Origin of the sequence: Clostridium saccharobutylicum DSM 13864, assembly GCF_000473995.1 — a bacterium.
Taxonomy (GTDB): Bacteria; Bacillota; Clostridia; order Clostridiales; family Clostridiaceae; genus Clostridium; species Clostridium saccharobutylicum.
Map to the genome: position 1 here is coordinate 4,154,126 of NC_022571.1, position 19,787 is coordinate 4,173,912.

The 19,787-nt window shown below is 28.6% G+C and carries 15 protein-coding genes; 1 reads left to right on the forward strand and 14 read right to left on the reverse strand.

What is annotated here, in order from left to right; genetic code table 11:
• Positions 1–1,531: 1,531 nt before the first annotated feature.
• From polC to CLSA_RS18130, 4 genes are all read right to left on the reverse strand, one after another.
• Positions 1,532–5,872, reverse strand: a complete 4,341-nt coding sequence (polC, locus tag CLSA_RS18115; RefSeq protein WP_022748638.1) for a DNA polymerase III subunit alpha — start codon at positions 5,870–5,872, stop codon at positions 1,532–1,534.
• A 362-nt stretch (positions 5,873–6,234) separates the two neighbouring features.
• A complete protein-coding gene (locus CLSA_RS18120; RefSeq protein ID WP_022748641.1) occupies positions 6,235–6,684 on the reverse strand; it encodes a MarR family winged helix-turn-helix transcriptional regulator in 450 nt (149 codons plus the stop codon).
• A 96-nt stretch (positions 6,685–6,780) separates the two neighbouring features.
• Positions 6,781–7,404 carry a class I SAM-dependent methyltransferase gene (locus tag CLSA_RS18125; RefSeq protein ID WP_022748644.1) on the reverse strand — a complete coding sequence of 208 codons (624 nt, stop codon included), beginning with the start codon at positions 7,402–7,404 and terminating at the stop codon, positions 6,781–6,783.
• 491 nt (positions 7,405–7,895) lie between these two features.
• Positions 7,896–8,705 carry a DUF2935 domain-containing protein gene (locus tag CLSA_RS18130; protein ID WP_022748647.1) on the reverse strand — a complete coding sequence of 270 codons (810 nt, stop codon included), beginning with the start codon at positions 8,703–8,705 and terminating at the stop codon, positions 7,896–7,898.
• Positions 8,706–8,772: 67 nt separating this feature from the next.
• Between CLSA_RS18130 and CLSA_RS24145 the strand changes: the two genes are divergently transcribed.
• Positions 8,773–8,910 carry a TRIC cation channel family protein gene (locus CLSA_RS24145; RefSeq protein ID WP_022748651.1) on the forward strand — a complete coding sequence of 46 codons (138 nt, stop codon included), beginning with the start codon at positions 8,773–8,775 and terminating at the stop codon, positions 8,908–8,910.
• Between the two features lie 231 nt (positions 8,911–9,141).
• Here the strand turns inward: CLSA_RS24145 and CLSA_RS18140 are convergent, their stop codons facing one another.
• The 10 genes from CLSA_RS18140 to CLSA_RS18185 all read right to left on the reverse strand — a co-directional run bounded on the left by CLSA_RS18140 (position 9,142) and on the right by CLSA_RS18185 (position 19,624).
• Positions 9,142–10,467: a glycosyltransferase gene (locus CLSA_RS18140; RefSeq protein WP_022748654.1), complete on the reverse strand. Its 1,326-nt coding sequence runs from the start codon at positions 10,465–10,467 to the stop codon at positions 9,142–9,144.
• Between the two features lie 372 nt (positions 10,468–10,839).
• On the reverse strand, positions 10,840–11,376 hold the full coding sequence (locus tag CLSA_RS18145; protein ID WP_022748658.1) for a PedC/BrcD family bacteriocin maturation disulfide isomerase: 537 nt from the start codon (positions 11,374–11,376) through the stop codon (positions 10,840–10,842).
• A gap of 23 nt (positions 11,377–11,399) precedes the next feature.
• Positions 11,400–11,732 carry a bacteriocin immunity protein gene (locus tag CLSA_RS18150; RefSeq protein ID WP_022748661.1) on the reverse strand — a complete coding sequence of 111 codons (333 nt, stop codon included), beginning with the start codon at positions 11,730–11,732 and terminating at the stop codon, positions 11,400–11,402.
• Positions 11,733–11,816: 84 nt separating this feature from the next.
• Complete coding sequence (locus CLSA_RS18155; protein WP_022748664.1) at positions 11,817–12,008, reverse strand: leucocin A/sakacin P family class II bacteriocin; 192 nt, start codon at positions 12,006–12,008, stop codon at positions 11,817–11,819.
• 657 nt (positions 12,009–12,665) lie between these two features.
• The gene (locus CLSA_RS18160; RefSeq protein WP_022748665.1) at positions 12,666–14,339 is read right to left on the reverse strand and encodes a GH3 auxin-responsive promoter family protein; all 1,674 of its coding nucleotides are present in this window, start codon (positions 14,337–14,339) and stop codon (positions 12,666–12,668) included.
• Between the two features lie 331 nt (positions 14,340–14,670).
• Positions 14,671–15,210 carry a glutathione peroxidase gene (locus tag CLSA_RS18165; protein ID WP_022748668.1) on the reverse strand — a complete coding sequence of 180 codons (540 nt, stop codon included), beginning with the start codon at positions 15,208–15,210 and terminating at the stop codon, positions 14,671–14,673.
• Between the two features lie 122 nt (positions 15,211–15,332).
• Positions 15,333–16,199: an NAD(P)/FAD-dependent oxidoreductase gene (locus CLSA_RS18170; protein ID WP_022748672.1), complete on the reverse strand. Its 867-nt coding sequence runs from the start codon at positions 16,197–16,199 to the stop codon at positions 15,333–15,335.
• A 1,082-nt stretch (positions 16,200–17,281) separates the two neighbouring features.
• On the reverse strand, positions 17,282–18,673 hold the full coding sequence (locus tag CLSA_RS18175) for an amino acid permease (protein WP_022748676.1): 1,392 nt from the start codon (positions 18,671–18,673) through the stop codon (positions 17,282–17,284).
• Between the two features lie 57 nt (positions 18,674–18,730).
• On the reverse strand, positions 18,731–19,015 hold the full coding sequence (locus CLSA_RS18180; RefSeq protein ID WP_041716353.1) for a hypothetical protein: 285 nt from the start codon (positions 19,013–19,015) through the stop codon (positions 18,731–18,733).
• A 429-nt stretch (positions 19,016–19,444) separates the two neighbouring features.
• Positions 19,445–19,624 (reverse strand): (2Fe-2S)-binding protein, encoded by a 180-nt coding sequence (locus tag CLSA_RS18185; RefSeq protein WP_022748684.1) that lies wholly within the window; start codon positions 19,622–19,624, stop codon positions 19,445–19,447.
• Positions 19,625–19,787 lie beyond the last annotated feature (163 nt).

The following is a 19,787-nucleotide window of genomic DNA, read 5'->3' on the forward strand; positions in this document are numbered from 1 at the left end:
GCAAATTGGACTTGTTATTTATTTTCACGTACCTAAATTAAACGCCTGAAGTTATTTCAATAAAATTCTATATAAAATGACCTTAAGGCGTTTAACGATATACAACAACTTGCATTGGATTGATAAAAAAACAATTATTTTATAAAAATAGTTAATTTTGCACATTATGTATCTACTCGACATAATTGCCTAATAGTCCCCAAAAATAAATGTGCACCCCGTCTGAGATTTTCCACATTATATAATAATATTAAATCAAAATACATGCTTTTTTCTCTAAACATATAAAATGAATCATTAAAAGCAAATACTTTACATAATATATTTATTTTTAATAATATATTCTAAATGATTAAATCTTAATTAGAAGTGATATTTCTTTTTAACTTAAAAATATAAATCGCCACACAATTGAAATGTCACATCAATTATTTGGCGATTCCTTGTGAAAAATAAACAAATAATCTTAAAATTTTATTATCTGCTTATTATTTATAATTAATTGTTTTTCCATTAATTTCATGGTATTAACTTTTCTATTTCGTGGTATTCTACTATCATAAAGAACTTAACAGTGAGCAAAGATGTATATCACAAAATGATGTATATTTCAGAACTTCTATATGAGTTTAAAGTCTTATATTTTAGTGATGATAGATTCTATAAAGTTAGGAAAAGTCTTATTATAGTCGATTTAATATTTATTATAATGGGATTCCAACTTATTTTTTAGTGTCGAGTTAAGATTGCATTTGGTGATGTAATAATCATATATAGCCGTGAGGTTATATATGGTCGTGTAAGTATCTTATGTAGTTGAACAAAGTATCAATATTGGTAGTGAACTGTTTAATTATAGTCGAAAGATTATAATTAGATATTAAGGTATCTTTATTGGTGTGAGTTAAACTGTTATTTTCTTTATTTAAAGAGCTATAGATGGATTTATATACTAATAAGTTCATCTATAGCTTTTATTCCAAGTCATTTCAATTTTTATCCTAAATTCAAAAAATGAGAAGATTGTAATCAAATAAAGCTGTTATAATCTTTTCATTTTTATATGTATATTTTAGTGCATTAAAAAGTAACCATTTCAGATACTCATTACATCATTTTTCAATAACACAAATATAGCAATTTAAATAACCTGATTAAATCAAAAAATAACAGACTCAAGGCAAACCTTCACCTTGAATCTGCTATTTTTATAACTATATTTTGATATTTTGAATTATTTTTTTGAATGTGCCTTATTAATTATTATATAGATAAACAAACTACGAGCTAGATTTTATCTTTGAAATATATTCAACTCCAGAAAGAAAGAGGGACTATTTCACGTAGTGTTGCGTTGATAATTTGGCTGTAGGCATTTCTTCAGTAGAAGTTGTTCCATTTTTGCATGTCCTCAACTTGCTTGAGGAGCATGCAAGAATGGGTACAACTTCTACTGGAAGAAATCCACAGCTAAATTATATAGCAACCGAGTAAAATAGTCCCTCTTTCTTTCGGTTAGTTCCACATAAATCTAAAGTCCATCAAAAAAGCTCATCTGATCACTTTCAGGAAGTCCCTTTAAGCAGTCAAATTTTCTTAGTAAATCTATAGCTGCATTTCCTATTTTAGAACGTTTCTTTACGTCATCTACGGAATTAAATGATTTTTCTTTAGCAGCATTAGCTATACCTTCTGCAGCCACATTTCCCATACCTGATATACTGTTTATCGGCGGTCTTATTCCATCCTCTTCAACTTGAAATCTTGTAGCCTTAGATTTATACAAATCAATTGGCAGGAATCTAATTCCTCTCTCGTACATTTCAAGAACTATCTCTAAATCATCATACATATCCTTATCCTTAGGACCTGCATCATTTCCAAGAGCTTGAATTTCCTGCATTTTTGCCTTAACTTTTTCTTTTCCAAAAATCATAAATTCTGCATCGAAGGCCTTTGCTCTAATACTAAAATATGTTGCATAATAAGCTTTAGGTATATGAACCTTAAACCAGGCTATTCTGAAGGCCATCATTACATAAGCTGCAGCATGGGCCTTAGGGAACATGTATTTTATCTTCTTACATGATGTTATATACCATTCTGGCACATCATGCTCTCTCATCATTGCTTCATATTCTGGGAATTTAGGTTCCTTTAATGCTTTACCCTTACGGACAGTTTCCATTATTTTAAATGCAGTATTAGGTGGAAGTCCTTTTTTAATTAAATAAACCATAATATCATCTCTTGTACATACGGCATCACTTATGCTAGTAATTACTCCATTGTCAATTAAGTCCTTAGCATTTCCAAGCCATACATCTGTACCATGAGAAAGTCCTGATATACATAACAAATCTGCAAAAGTTGTTGGCTTTGTATCTACAAGCATTCCTCTAACGAACTTAGTACCAAACTCAGGTATTCCAAACGTTCCTACCTGCGAATTTATCTGCTGTGGAGTTACCCCAAGAGCTTCTGTAGAGAAGAATAAAGACATAGTTGCCTTATCATCCATAGGTATCTCATGTGGATTAACCCCTGTTAAATCTTGAAGCATTCTTATAACTGTCGGATCATCGTGCCCTAGTATATCCAGCTTCAAAAGGTTCTGGTCAATAGAGTGATAATCAAAGTGTGTTGTTATAATATCCGAATTAGCATCATCTGCTGGATGCTGCACTGGACAAAATTCAAATATTTCACGTCCTTTTGGAACAACTATTATTCCTCCTGGATGCTGTCCAGTAGTTCTTTTTATACCCGTACAACCTGCTGCTATTCTCATTGTTTCTGCCTTGTTTATTGGACGGTTTCTTTCATCATAATACTTCTTCACATAACCAAAGGCTGTTTTTTCTGCTATAGTACCTATGGTTCCAGCTTTAAATGTTGTACCCTTACCAAAGATAACTTCTGTATATCTATGGGCTTTTGCCTGATATTCTCCTGAGAAGTTTAAATCTATATCGGGCTCTTTATCTCCATTAAAGCCTAGGAATGTTTCAAATGGTATATCTATTCCATCCTTATGAAGATTTTCACCACAAACAGGGCATACTTTATCAGGTAAATCGAAACCATTTAAAACACCGTAATCTTCAAAATCCGAATATTTACATTTAGGACATCTATAATGAGGAGGAAGTGCGTTTACTTCTGTTATACCAGTCATGTTTGCTACAAAAGAAGAACCAACTGATCCTCTGGATCCTACCAAATATCCATCTTCATTTGATTTCCATACCAGCTTTTGAGCGATGATATACATTACTGAGAATCCATTTTTTATAATTGAATCCAGCTCTTTATCAAGCCTAGCCTGAACTATTTCTGGAAGAGGATCTCCATACAGTTCATGTGCCTTTTCATATGCAATATCTTTAATTGTCTGCTCACAACCATCTATGTGCGGTGGACACTTCTCTGGTGAAATAGGACTAATTTGCTCACACATATCTGCTACCTTATTAGTATTTGTAACTACAACCTCATAAGCTTTTTCTTCTCCTAAATAATCAAATTCTCTAAGCATCTCTTCAGTTGTTCTTAAATATAATGGCGCTTGATCATCTGCATCTTTAAATCCTTGCGCCGCTTCCATTATACGTCTATATATCTCATCTTCAGGATCCATGAAATGAACATCGCCTGTTGCAACTACAGGTTTATTTAATTTGTCTGCTAGTGCTATAATTTTCTTATTAATTTTCTTTAGGTAATCTTTATTTGGCACTTGCTCTTGTCTTACTAAATAATCATTATTTCCTAGAGGCTGAATTTCTAAATAATCATAGTAACTTGCAATCTTTTCTATTTCCTCTTCTGATTTCCCTAAGAGAATTGATTTAAACAATTCACCTTCACTACACGCACTACCAAGGATTAAACCTTCAGAATATTTTTCATACATACTCTTTAATATACGTGGCTTTTTATAGAAATAATCCAAATGAGAATATGATACAAGCTTATACAAATTCTTTAATCCTACATAATCCTTTGCTAATATTATTGCATGATAAGTTTTAACTTTCTTATATGCTACCTTCTTAGATTCCTCATCACAAGCATATACTTCTATATCCTCAATAGTTTGTGCTCCTCTTTCCTTAAGCTTTTCAATCATTATGTTAAACACCTTAACAGTTGTATCAACATCATCTAGAGCTCTATGAGCAACCTCCACCTTTATCCCAAGATTCTTAGCAATTCTTCCTAATTTATAAGATTTAAAATCATAGAAAATATCTTGTGCTAAAGTCAATGTATCTATATAAGTGAAATCAAAGTCATGACCTAAAACTCTTGCATTATGCTTTAAAAAGTTAATATCGAATTCAGCATTATGAGCAACTAAAACACTTCCTTCAATAAACTCAAGCATTTTAGGAAATACCTTATCTATAGTTTCAGCATTTCTTACCATATCATCAGTTATATTGGTAACTTCAACAACTCTTAATGGAATTGGCTTTTTAGGATTTACAAATGTACTAAATTTATCTATTACCTTTCCATCCTTGACTTTCATGATTCCTATTTCAGTAATTTTTTCTGTTACTGGAGAGAATCCTGTAGTTTCTAAATCTAGAACACAATATGTTGTATCAATACTTTGTCCCTTGATATTTGTTACAGATGGCTTTTTATCTGGGGCTAAATAAGCTTCAACTCCATATATAACTTTCATATCTGGATTATCTCTTCCAAGAAGCTTATGTGCTTCAGGAAATGATTGAACCACTCCATGATCAGTTATAGCTATTGATTTCATTCCCCAGCTCATGGCTCTTTTAATGAGATCACCAGCACTTGTCATTGCATCCATCTGACTCATTTGTGTATGCATATGAAGTTCAACTCTCTTAACTTCTGCATTATCCATCCTCTTAATTCTCTTAATTCCTTGTGTCTCAATTACAATATTAGCAATAAGCTCAACTTCATGAGAGAAATTACTATAACCTGCATTTCCAACAAGCCTAAGTCCTTTAGCTTTTTTAATTCTAGAGAATACTTGATCATATTCAGTAGGCTTACAAAATATTTTACAAGTCATGGAATTTGAACCATCATATAAATCAAAGGAAATTAACATTTTTCCACTTCTTAATTCCTTTGCTTCTATATTTGATATTTCCCCTTCTATAGCTACTCTTCCTTCATCAGGTGTTATATCATTAATCTTCACTATAGGGTCCTTAATATTAGCACTTCTACCTAAAATTAAGAATGGATTTCCTTTCTTTCCATCACCTTCGGCTTTTATTTCCTGTTTCTTTTCTTCCTCTTTTTTAACTGGCTCAGAAACAGTCACGCTTTGTGTGCTTTTAATTTCTTTTATAAACGTAGCTTCCTTTGCACGCCTATCTTCTGCCATCTTTTCTAATTCTTCACTGCTTATCTTATCAACAAAGTTTATTTTATATTGAGTACCATAGAAACTTTTTATAATCGCATTTATTTTTTTATCATATTCCATGATTTTCAAAAAACCTGCTGCTGGAACCTTAAAATTAAAATTTATAGCATTTCCAACTACTTCATATTCACTTTTATTCAGCACTGCCTTTAAAGCAGGATACTTATTTTCCAATAGCAATACAATATTTTTTAATTCATCTTCTATGGGTCTTATATTTATTCCATCACTATACTTTATAGCGATTTTAGAATCATTTAATGAAAATCTTTGCTTTATAAACTCATTAAAACTCTCAAGCTCTATCATTTCAATGTATTTATCTGAGCTAATTTCCATTTCTAAAACTTTAGTTTTTTTACGCAAAGTTACAGATTGTACAACCGCAGTATTTATATTTCCATCACATTCATAATCACTAAAAATTTCATTTACTTTTTTCATTATAATCCTTAACCCTCTTTTAAAAATTTTTAGCATGTTCTTTCTTTGATTGTGCCTAATACTTAGGCACAATCAAAGAAAATAATAAACCAAATATTCAACTTAGTATGATGTAAAACAAACAAGAATATTGGTCTATTATTTTCTTGATTACGCATTACATAGATTAAGCTTATGGCTGCTTACATCTATAAAATAGATATTAAATATATTCCTTTCTAAAAAGTACAAGTAAAAAACTTATGACTTAAAGTTATGTAGTAATTTAACGAAATATTTTTATACCATTTGATTATTTTCTCATAATCAAACAATATCATCAAGACCCATAACAATTTTTCTTCATATATATGCTTTGGTAATTATCGGCAACAAATATTAGCCGCAATCTTTCTTATAAGTTTTAAGAAATCTTCCCTTTCTTCATAAGTATCTAATGAAGTCATTATCTTTCCATACACTTCTTCTTCAAATCTAATGTGTTCATCTTGTACTTCTTTTCCTTTTTGTGTAAGTTCCAATTTATAAGAACGTCTATCTCGTTTACTAATAGCTCTAATAATAAAATTATGCTTTTCTAATTTATCTATTATACTCGTCAATGTACTTTTAGGGATATTTAATACTTCTAAAATATCCTTTATGATAACCTCTTCTTTTTGCGAGATAATTTTAATTATAGTCAATTCATTAGTACTTAGACCTTGTATATTAGAATATTTTGATTGGATATCCTTATAGTTAGATTTCATTAACATCTCATGCCAAAGTATATTTAATTCATTTATTTGTCTTTTGCATTCTTTATCCATATCTTCACTCCAAAACTTGTTTATATTTATTAGGCACATTAAAGAAAATAACAAATACTTGTGACATTTTCGACTTGTTATTTTCTTTCATGTGCCTTATTTTATTTTAGCATTAATAGCAAAACTTTTACAATTAATCATTTTAAAGTTAATAGGTTCAAAGCCACATCTCATTAAAAGTTCTTCAATTTCTCTTTTTGAATATATTCTGTAATCACCATTATTGGAAACCTTGCAATATATATTAATAATTGGTCTAAAAATTACGGGTGCAGTTGGATCTCCAATAATTAACGTACCATCATTCTTCAGCATCCTTTTCATTTCCAACAAAACTTTCTCTGGATTTGGATAATGATGAAACGATGCATTACAAACAATAACATCAAAAAAATTATCTTCCCATGCCATATTCTCTGAATCCCCTACTTTTAATTCAGCTTTATTTCCAAGTCTTTTCCTAGCTGTTTCAATCATTTTTTCTGAGATGTCTAGTCCATATAACTGTACTTCTTCATTTGTCTTCAATTTCATTAATACATTTCCAGTTCCACATCCAACATCTAATAACTTTTTAGGTTTTTCAATCAGTATTCTATTAATAATTTCACCATACATTGGAGCTACAAATTTTCCATCACCACGTTCATCATAAAACTCAGCTTGTTTATTATAATTTATTTTTGAATTTTCTTTAAAAATATTCTTATTATTTTGCATATAACCATCTCCCTAATAATATTTCCATATCAGTATAGTACGATATTCGTACTATACTGATATACTACTACCATATAAAGTAAAAATCAACTATTAAATAATTTATTTTATGCAACAAATTATGTAAGAAATAGCTAATTAACATATTAATTTATAACAATTTGATTATTGTAAAATTTTGTTTAATCACATCTTCTATAGATATCCAATTTAAGAATTAAACTTATAATTAGAATGTATTTCCATACTAGAAATAAGGGGAATTCTTTTGCGTAGCGTTGCGTTGATAATTTAGTTGTAGGATTTCTTCAGCAGAAGTTGTTCTATTCTCGCTTGTCCTCAACTTGTTTAAGGAGCATGCAAGAATGGGACAACTTCTGCTGTTAGAAATCCACAGCTGAATTATCTAGCAACCGAGCTAAAGAATTCCCATTATTTCGGTTAATTATTACATAAGTCTAAATTACAAGTTATTTATTAATATTCTTTTCTTACACTTTAATTCTAGGTTTTGTTGGATCACACTCTGGTGGTTTTGTATCCGAAACCATCGAAAGTTTTGTTAAATAATAACATTCTTCTCTAAACATATGGTCAGTAGTTAAAGGCGATATTACGCCAAGAACTTGCTTTTCTAAAATATATTCCTCTAACTTTTTTAAAAAGTCTTTAAAATAATTCATTGCTTCATCAACATCTGCATCAAGTTTTTTCAATGCTGGAAATTCAATAATACCGGTCCTTGTATATCCACTAAATTCTTTTGCCTTTAAGTAAAAGTTAGTAAACATCTTTGAATATACTTTTGCTTTTTTAATTAATTTTTTCTCTGTCATATCTAAATTATCTGCTAATGTTGAAGCATGACCTGATCCGTCAGGTAACCAAAGCAAGTGAAGATGAATATCTCTATAACAAGGTTTTTTCCCATTTATTAAATCATTTAAAATAAAAATATATTCTTCCAATTCATTAACCATATGATTCATAAATGTTGGAGGAAGGCTTATATTAATCTTCCCTTCAATATGTTTAGCAATAATAGATAACTTTAATTTTCTAATATTCATTGCAGCAGAATATGATTCATAATTTAACCTAGAAATATCTTCATCAGAAATTTTATTATTAGATTTTTCTAATAAATTATCAAATATATCAATGAATTTATTAGCTTCATCAATAAAAAATGTTTCATTTGGTGAAAGTGCATTTAAAATAAATCTCGAATGATCGCCTAAAATTTGTAACCAAAAATGATGCTCAAAAAGTGCAATTTCCTTAATATTATCACGTTCCAATTGAATCCTCCAAAACAATTTTTCTTTATCAGTTTATGATAATATATGATATGATGACACACTATTAATGCATTTTTTATTTACTGCAAGTATAACTGGTTTTGGTGGTGGAATGCTTAGAGATATAATTACCAATAGAAAACCCGAAATTTTTAAAACTGATATTTATTGTGTTGCAGGTATTATTGACTCATTATTACTATGATGTTTATATCCTATAGTCGGTACTCACATTGCTCAACATATATCATTAGTAGCTATTTTTTCAACAAGAATGGTTTGCTATATGAAAAAAATTAATCTACCAGTTATTAATTAACTTTTATCAATAAAAAATAGACTTATGTGGTAACTGACCGAAAGCTTATCTATAATTTTAGTTGTTCATCACATAAGTCTAAAACATAAGTTTTCTATACTATACTTTGAAATAATATTATAGTTCATCTAATATATATTTCCATATAGCCTGAGCTGAATTTTTCTTTCCATCTGTAGATTGTAATGCTTTCTCCAAAACTTTCATATTTTCTTTATATGAAGGTTCTTTAATTATAGTTTTTACAGCAGATTGTATATTATCTACATTCCATCTATGCTTCGGTATACGTATTCCCGCACCTCTCATAGCTACATTATCTAGATTTATTTGTTGTTCTGGCTGCATTGCAAACCCAACAATTGGAGTACAACTTGCAATAGCAGTTTGTACTGTTCCTTGACCACCGTGAGATATAACTACATCACCAAGACCATTTACTAAAGGTGCTGGTACAAATTTATCTGTTATATAAACATTAGAACTATCCCCTGCACATTCTTTTGCTTCATTAATTGGACATACAGATGGCGGTGCTAAAATTACAGCTCTCCATTCCTTCCCAATTCCTTGTGTAAGAGCTTTTATCGCTTCAAATAAATATTCCTTATCCCCAGAACTCCCAAGAGTGCAAAAAATTTTTAATCTTTTATTTTCATGATTAAAAATCTTTAAAATATTCTCATCTACTTGTGCATCATTAGCTGCAGGTGCATATAATGGCCCAACAACTTTAAAATTTTGTGGGAGCTTATGATCTTTATTAAATTCTTCAAAATCATTTATTATTGTTAAATCTGCCTTAAGCATATCAAACAAAGTTTTTACTGGTTCCCCCTCCCACTTAAATTCCTTAAGAGCTTCAATAATATTAGATTGTACAAAAGCTGGAACTCTTAGCTTTAAAGATTTAGGAATTGATTTCATAATTGCCTTGCGAAAACACAAAGGAAGGTATGTCAAAAACTTAATATTATCTGGAACATCTTTCATAAGTGTAGTAAGATACACATCTTTTTGGAAGGGTGTAGGCATATAACAGATTCCTGGTATTGGCTTTTCAACCATCCTCCTTGCAAGACCTGCTATAGGATTAAATCCATGAATAACAATATGTGGTTTCAACTCCTCAAATGCATCTATTTCACCTTTTAACAATTCAGCTGCAAGTTGTACATCTCCTATAATATTAGTCTCTGTAGTTTTAAAATCTTCACGAAATCCTACTCCTGGAAGTGATGGTGAACACTTATGAATCTTAAATCCATTTGAAATTACTTTTTCTTCAAATGTACTTCCTGTAGATAAAAAAATCACATCTAATTCGTAATCTTCTGGACAAAGACTTCTAATTCCATCTGCAATTTCTATTGAACGAGTTGCTTCTCCTGCATCTGAAAGTATAACTGAAAATACAATTTTTAAACTTTTTTTCATTTCCATACTTTTCCCTCCAATATCATCCCAATTTAAATTATATATCTTCCTCGTCTTAGCTATTATATTATTAGAATATTATGCCATAAAATGTATGTCAATTTATTATTTGCAACTTCTTTTTCTATAAATAAATGTATTTATAGTATGATACTCATACATAATAGTAGTTTATGGTGAAATATTATAGAGATCGAATTAATATGATAAAGTCAATATTATTTGATTTTGATTGAGTATTAACTACTGAAAATATGTTGTACATTTCAAGGCTCTATTCAAAATAATACTTGCTCTAATAAATATAAGAAATTATATAAAATAAAAAAGCCGGTATATAATAACGGCTTTTTGATCTGTGAAAGTGAGAACTGATAGTTATTTTTCACCATCGCTAACCAGTTGATTCAAATCAGCTAGAGTAGTGTCATCACCAACTGTCATTGAAACTACTTTTCCGTTTGAAAAAAGAGCAACTGTTGGAGAACCAAGAAATTTATATGGTTTGGTGAAAGTGTTGTAAAAATCGTTTTTTTCTTCTTGTGATGCGTTCTTAAATGCACCAGTAGGGCCATAATCTAAATAGTATATTGGCTGATTAACATTTTTTAAGAACTGATTCATTATAGGAGAAAATTTTCTGCAGTGTGAGCACTGTTTAAAGCCAATAAAGACAATAAACTTTTTGCCACTATTCACCTTAGACAAATATTTTTTTAGTGATATTCGATTTACACCCTTGATGTTCTTCTCATAATCAGATTCTGTTATAGTAGCTGTTGTTTGACTTAAAGTTATTGGTTCGCTTGATATTGGTTGAGTAGCTGCATAAACATGAACTGCATTACCTCCAATACCTACAAAAAAGCTACACATAAGTGTTAAAGTAGCCGCAAAAATCATTCTTTTTTTCATATAATTTTACTTCCTTACTAATATTATTTGCCAAGCCACATATTTGAAATATTCAAAGTATTCATTTCTCCCCAAATCCCTTTAGAATGTGAGAATTGGTCTATCTTCTTGAGAACATCAGCTTCTTCTGCATTTAATTTTATTTTATCTACAAAACATATTGTGTGAATGTTTTGAAATACTGATCGTGCCTCAAGTTGTGGTGTTTGGCTTTCATTTGCAACGCGTTTAATTGCAAGATTTAAAACTTCTATAATCTGGCAATATATGTCATCTTGTAAACTTTTCTCCAAAATCAATCTTTTAAAAGTATCAAATAGACTAATTGCTGTTTGTTCATCCTCTTTCTTTTTCATTCACGATTTCCCCCATTATAAATTAATAAGGGATAGAAGTTAAATCTCCAATCCCTCATCAACATCAAATATTAAAGTAAGTGTTTAGCAATTACCAATATCTCCGCCTTTTCCACCAGTAGCAGCTGCTGCAGCCCATCTATTAACACCGCAATTCCAAGCTTTACCCCAATCTACAGTACATCCATTGTCGTCACAGCTAACGCCATTACCGTAATACTTACCTCCAGATATAATCTCCATTTCTGCATCTGTAAGCATTGTAAATTTTTCCATTGTTAACATCTCCTTAATCAAAATTATAGTTTAACATTAGTAACTATTCAGCTACTAACAATTATATTTTTACATAATAATGAAATAAAGTAAATATTTACAGAACCAAACGTACAAAACTATACTTAAATGGAAATAATTTATAGTACGATCCTACTTATTCCCAAAATTTTTTTTTATTCCATAAAGTGTACGTTTAATGCTAATAATATTGAAATTTTATCCAATATAGTGTATGAAGTATAAAAACAATATAACTATTAAGCTATTAAAATACCTTAAATCTGATTTTATTACTACTTTTTAAAAAAATATCTTTATATTAGCAGTAAGCCTCCATCAACAGATGGATTTACAAAGAAAACTAAAAGTTTAATAACTAAATCATGTAAAAATCCTGGTGCCCAAAAAGGTCATGAATAACTTACACTTGAACTAAATCATAATCCTGATGAAATACAAATACACAAGTTCATGAATGTGATATATGGAGAGTCTTTGCAGGATTTAATTCCAGAAAATCATATTATCCAACAAGTTGTCAATATACCAAAAATAAAAGTTAAAGTTATTGAACTCAGAGCAGAAGTTAAAAAATGTCCAAAGTGTAGCCGAAAAAATACAGCTTCTTTCAGTACATCATCACATAAGTCACATTTAAAGCTGCTTATCTATAATATTCAATATATTTGCATTATTATTTATAACTCTTGGAATCTTAATTTGATTTTTAGATACTCCTTTGCTAAACAAAAATTCTTTTATCAAATTAAAATTACCAGGTGACAAAGGTATTACTTTAACCATTCCTAATCTCTTATTATTTCTAGCCCTATCATAAGCTAAATTTGATTTTCTTAATTCACTATCTAGTGTTTTCTCTAACACTCCAATATTATGACCAGATAAACTACTTTTAAATTCAAAATAAAAAATATATCTTCCTGGTGTAATTGAATTATCTGCCCTTGTAGTGTAGTCTACTAAATTTAATTTTAATTTTTTTACTGTATTTGTTATTGCACTAGTTAACTGCTCCTCATTAGTCTTTTCAGCAACCATATTTAAAACTTGATTCTTCCTATATAGGAATTCAACTTCTGGGGTATTGTTATAAAAATCCACTACTTTAATAACATCACCAATTCTATATCTATAAAGTCCCGCATAATTAGTAACTACTATTTCGTATTTTTCTCCTACTTTTAGTTCATCTAAACAAAATGTACATTTACTCTCTTCATTTTCTTCGTTAATAAGAATAAATTCATAAAAAACTGTATCTGGAGTAATTACATACCTTATCTTCTTTACATATGGATTAATACCTATCATAGCCTCAGTTGAACCATAAGCAGGAGAATAAATTGGCAATGAATCGGTATAATAATTTACTTTATCATCATATATGGAAAAGTTTGCTCCATCTACAGTTGCAATATAACACATACTTGGCCATATTCGCCTACTTATACCCTTAAATCCTTTTTTAAATTCACTTTCCAATTCATTTGCTCTACCTGCATTAGGAGAAAGAAACTTATTTAAATTCTTTCTATCGTCTTCATCAATATTTAAGTTTCTATTTATACTTCCTTTTCTTATATCTGTTATTAAATCTTGATATCTGCTCTCTAAAACTCTAAATAAGTCTAAAACATTTGAGATAAAAACTCCACTTATATATAAGAGTCTAACTTCTAATAATCCAAATAATAAATGGAGATATAATGCTGCTTCCTTATCCTTTATTTTCATAACTTCAATTGGTGAAGTATATATATGTGGTAATATATATTTTATGCCCTTCATCCCTCCAGAAGTAGCTGAACATATTGGAATTCCAGCCTTTGTATATGTTGTCATAACTATATCAGCTATCATTAGACCTCTACCATAATTCCAATTTTCTTTAAAGTTGTTATAAGAAAATTTATTAACAAGCAAAGCCATATACTTTGAAGCAATTTTTCTACTTCGCTTAGTAACTGGAATTAACTTCTGCTTTCCTGTGGTACCTGATGTATGTCCAAAATAATCTATCTCATCACTTATTAAAATATTCTTTTCTCCATTCGCCATTCTTTCTATATAATTTTCATAATAACCATAGTCAGTTAATGGAACTTGTTCCTTAAAATCCTTTATAGACTTAATATGCTCAAAATCAAATTTCTCTCCAATTTCACTTTTACAGTTTTGCTTTAATATTTTATATAACACCTCTGCATTTACTTTTCCGCAGTTTTTTGTTATTCTATTAAACTTTTTTTCAACTATCCTCCCTCCTTCTATTGAAATTTTGGAAAGTACTTTACTTATTATACTCAAAATAAAACACGTCCTAATTATTTCTCTATGGCTAATATATGAAAAAACCTCAAAGTTGTTATATACATAAAAAACTTTGAGATTAGAGTTATATTTAGATTTATCATAATTTCCTTGTATTTGAAAAAAGCAATGGACCAACTTATTAGTTATCTATTGCTTAAATTTGTTATATAAACAAACTAATTATGAATTAGATTTATGCTTTAAAATATATTCTAAAACAGAAAGAAAGAGTGCTCGTTTCTCTAGTAACCGTAACAACAGAGCATCCTTTCTTTCATTTAGTTCCCACATAAGTTTAAGTTATAAGTTATTTACCTATAACTTATTATTTTTCATGAAGTAAATTTTCAATATTTTCTTTTAACTTTTCTGGCTTATATGTTGGTGCAAATCTCGCAACAACTTTTCCATTTCTATCTACAAGGAACTTTGTAAAATTCCATTTAATATCATCTCCAGTTGTATTAAATCCTTTTTCTGATAATAATTTATACAATCCTTCCGATTCTGAATCTTCAGCAGCTTTTGGTGCTTCTTTCTTTAAAAATTTATATAATTCAGATGCATTTTCACCATTTACATCTATCTTAGCAAATGTTTCAAATGTAGTATTATATTTAAGTTGACAGAAATTTGCTATTTCCTCATTACTACCTGGTGCTTGCTCGAAGAATTGATTAGATGGAAAATCTAATATTTCTAATCCCTTGTCTTTATATTCATCATAAATTTTTTGAAGTCCTTCATATTGAGGAGTAAATCCACAGCCAGTAGCTGTATTTACTATTAAAAGTACCTTACCCTTGTAATCGCCAATTGAAACTTCGTCACCTTTTATATTTTTTACTTTGTAATCATATATCATTTTAATCTCTCCTTCTTATTTCTATATGCAAATAACTGCACAATATATTTTTATCATAAATCATTTATATATTCTTAATATAAATTCAATAATAATCTTTCTCTATTTTCTCTTTACCATAATTACTTCATTTTTTGTTGATCAACATAAGCTACAGCTGATAGTGCTGCTATATTTCCTTCCCCTGCTGATTTTATATATTGATAAGGCACACCAACTATATCACCTGCTGCAAAACATCCATCTAAATTAGTTGCCATTTTTCTATCAACTTCAACGTGATTTCCATCCATTTTTAATCCTGGAACCAACTGTCCTGGAGATACACTTTCTCTTAAGATGAAAACACCATCTGTTTCTATTTCTTGATTTTTTAATATTAATTTATTTACTCTATCATCACCAACTATTTCAACTAAAGTATCATTAATAACTTCTATAGCTGGATCAACCTCAACTTCTTCTTTATACATAGGAATGTAATACACCTTAGATGCTATTGTTGCCAAAAAGTTTGCTTCAGCTTCTTCCTTTTTCTGATAAGCTATTATTGTAACAACTTTATTCTTATATAATGGAGCGTCACAAGTTGCACAATATCCTACGCCCTTCCCTAAAAGTTTTTCTTCACCTTTAAAAGGCTTTCCAAAGTTTACTCCTGTAGCTAATATTACAGAAGTTGCTTCATACATCTTCTCATTTGCCATTAATGCAAAATGCTCTCCCATTGAATATATATTATTAATTCTTTCTTCAGTAATACTTATATCCATAGCTTTTAGATGATTCATAAACTCATCTCTAATTTCTGCTCCACTTTTTCCATAGAAGCCTAAGTAATTATTAATTTTTTCAGCTCTTGTCAATTTAGTACTAATTTCTTTGCTTCCAAATATAATGAATTTTTTCTTTCTTATCTTTGCATTTAATGCAGCTGATAATCCTGCTGGGCCACTTCCTATTATTGCAATATCATATCTTTCATCCATTATAAATCCTCCTAATAATCAATTTATTTATTAATTTAATATTATTATTTTATTAATTTAAATAGCTTTTCAATATCACTTTTTAATTTTAATAGTACTGTTATAATAATTAAAATTCACTAATTTCTTCATTAGATTCTAAATCTTCATTAGCAAATTTATTAAACGTAAATCATAGAATGTTAAACTTTTGTTCTTTATATTCTTCCATTTTCACTTCTTGCCCATTCATTTTTTTGCTAACAAATAGTAAAAATTTATATTAACTACACTCCCTTTAATTAATATTTTAATAAATTAAATTTTATCCAACTTATTCTTTTAAAATATATAGCTGAAATTTTTTAAGAAGATTTCAACTGTGTATTAATATATGCTTTATACATATCAACTATTTATTATATTAGCATTTTATATATTTTTTAATATTATTTGTTTCATTAATCATGTAAAACAGTACATATAATATTATATGCTAATTCCGCGAAATTAATTTACCAAAATTAAATTTTATAAAATCTTTTTCTTTAAATTTAGTATATACTCTATAAATTTAATTGTCAATATAATTTTACCTATAAAATAACTTTTCTCTAATTCATTTATGACAATATTTATTATATATTATTTTATAGTATTATATAAATTCTAATTTTTGTCATAATACTGACATAATAAAGATGTATATTAATCTTATAAGATAGTTAAAACATTATTATTTCCCCTATAAATAATAAATAACTATAATATTAGGAATGGCTTATATATAAATAGGTCATTCTTTTTCTATATCGTCATATTTTCAAATCAAATCGCACTTATTCCATTAAAATTCATTTTTGTTATATAATTGACATTTTTGCATTTTATAATGTATAATAGCAATTGTACGATAAGGTATTATTATTATTTCCCCTTATAAATAATAATAAGCTATTAAAAAGAATGACTTACACCCCTAAGTAAATCATTCTTTTTTTGATTTATAATTCTAAAAATTTTAAAACTATGATCTGCTCTGCTCAATTCCTAAATTAAATTCATCTTTAAATTGCTCTAGTAAGTTTAATCTTATCATAAATCTAATTATTTATATCTTTTTCATTCTGAACAACACTATGCTTTCTTCCATAAATAAAATATAATATAAGTCCTATTACAAGCCAAACTGTAAAGCCTATCCATGTTATCAGTTTCAGTTGAGACAATAAAACTATGCAACATACTATAGCTATTATAGGAGTAAATGGTGCTCCAGGAATTTTAAAAATTCTTTTATAATTTGGCATAGTTCTTCTAAGTACTATAACTGCAACTGACACAGCAATAAAACCTAATAATGTTCCTGTACTTAAAAATTCTACAATAATATCTAATGGTATAAATCCAGCTATAATCGCTGCTATAGTTCCAGTTATTATAGTTGAAATATGTGGTGTTTTATGTACAGAATGTATCTTAGAAAATACCTTAGGTAAAAGTCCATCTCTAGACATAACCATAAATATTCTAACTTGGCCATAAAGCATCACCATCAAAGTAGAAACCATTCCAAGTATAGCTCCTGTCCCCACTAATGCTGCACCCCAATTTATTCCTACTCTTGCTAATGCTCCTGGCACTGCATTGTCTAAAATTATCTCATTATAAGGAACCATTCCTGTAAGTACAACTGCAACAGAAACATACATTAACGTAACTACTACCAAACAAATTATTAACCCAAGAGGGATATCTCTTTTAGGATTTTCAGCTTCTTCTGCTGCTGTAGATATTGCATCAAATCCTATAAATGAAAAAAATAAAGTTGCTGTTGCTGCAAAAATTCCACCAAAACCACACGGAGCAAAAGGATGATAGTTAGATATATCTATATGCCCAACTCCAAGTGCTACAAATATGATAATTATAGCTATTTTTACAATTACTATAATATTATTAACTCTAGCACTTTCTTTCATGCCATAATACAATATATAAATTATAACTGCAATTATTAATATAGCTGGTAAATCTACTACTCCACCTTTACTTGGTGATGCAGTAAATGCAAGTGGTAATGTTATTCCCAATGTTTTTAATATTCCAACCAATGTACCTGACCATCCTGATGCGACTGCACTACAGGCAACCAAATATTCTGCTGTAAGACACCAGCCAATTATCATTGCAACAATTTCACCAAATACTATATATGTATAAGAATATGTACTTCCTGCAACTGGGAACATAGTTGAAAGTTCGCAATAGCATAATGCACACAAGCAAGCGACTATACCTGCCAATATAAATGAAATAATTACCGCTGGACCTGCTAAATGTGCCCCTGTTCCTGTAGCCACAAAAATACCTACTCCAACTACTGCTCCTATACCAAATGCAGCTATATCTTTAGCTTTAAGATTTTTTTTTAAATCTGTCTTTTGCACCCCTTCCATAATTTTATCTACTGACTTTTTCTTAAAAATGTTCATACATTCCTCCTGCTATAATTGTTTTTGTCGTAATCTTTTAATTTAAATAACCTATTTTTAATGTTGCTTTTTATCATAATTGTCCAAATCATTCAATTTATCAAAGGAATAAAATCGATAATACATTTCTTTAAAACTTCTTCCTGTAAATAATTCAAATAGCTTACTTAAAAACAAACTTAATATAATTCCTGAAATTACAGATAAAACTGATGTAATAAGTCCTATTTTAGAATTGGCTTGTCCGCAAAGTATTGTAATTGATACACTCAAAAAAATCTGAATTATAAGAACACAAATAAACATTAAAACAAGAGTATTTATAATTTTTTTTATTTTCATACAAAACACCTTCTATGATTTTTAATTCTTCTATTTTATAATCATTTAAAATAATTACAAATAAGTAATCTAACATGAATTACTGTTATTTAAAACAATCTATTCATAGGTAATAATCTTTCATAATCTCCTCTCCTTAATTTCAAATTAATAAAAATTATAGCAAATAATATAACAATTTGGTAATATCCTTTCTTTTAGTTATAATAACCAAAAGTTATAACCAAATTAATAGATTGTCTAAATATAGATGAAATCGTTGATAATAATTATTAAAATTAAATATAATATTGGAATAAAAAATTAACTAAATCACTAAAATATCTTTAATAATAAAAAGTACTTTATAAGATAGATAATTTAATGAAATTCTATCTTATAAAGTACTTTTACATATAAATTAATGTTCACATGTTTATAATCAGATTACTATTTTTCTAATAATTTATTAACTAATGATTGAACATCATCAACACAACCACCACAAGCAGTTCCAGCACCAGTAGCAGATTGAACATCTTCAAATGATTTAGCACCATTTGCTATGGCATCCTTTATATCTTTCACTGTAACACTCATGCAATTACATACTATTTCATCATCATTCATTGTACTCTCTCCTTTAATTTTTAATTATTTTGATATATTTTAGTTTTTTTAATTTAAGTGATTCTTGCAAAAATCCATATTATAATTTATTTAAGTATCACTTTAGTAATATTAGTTTTATCATTAATTTTAATAATATACATAAAACTAAACTGCTTTATGT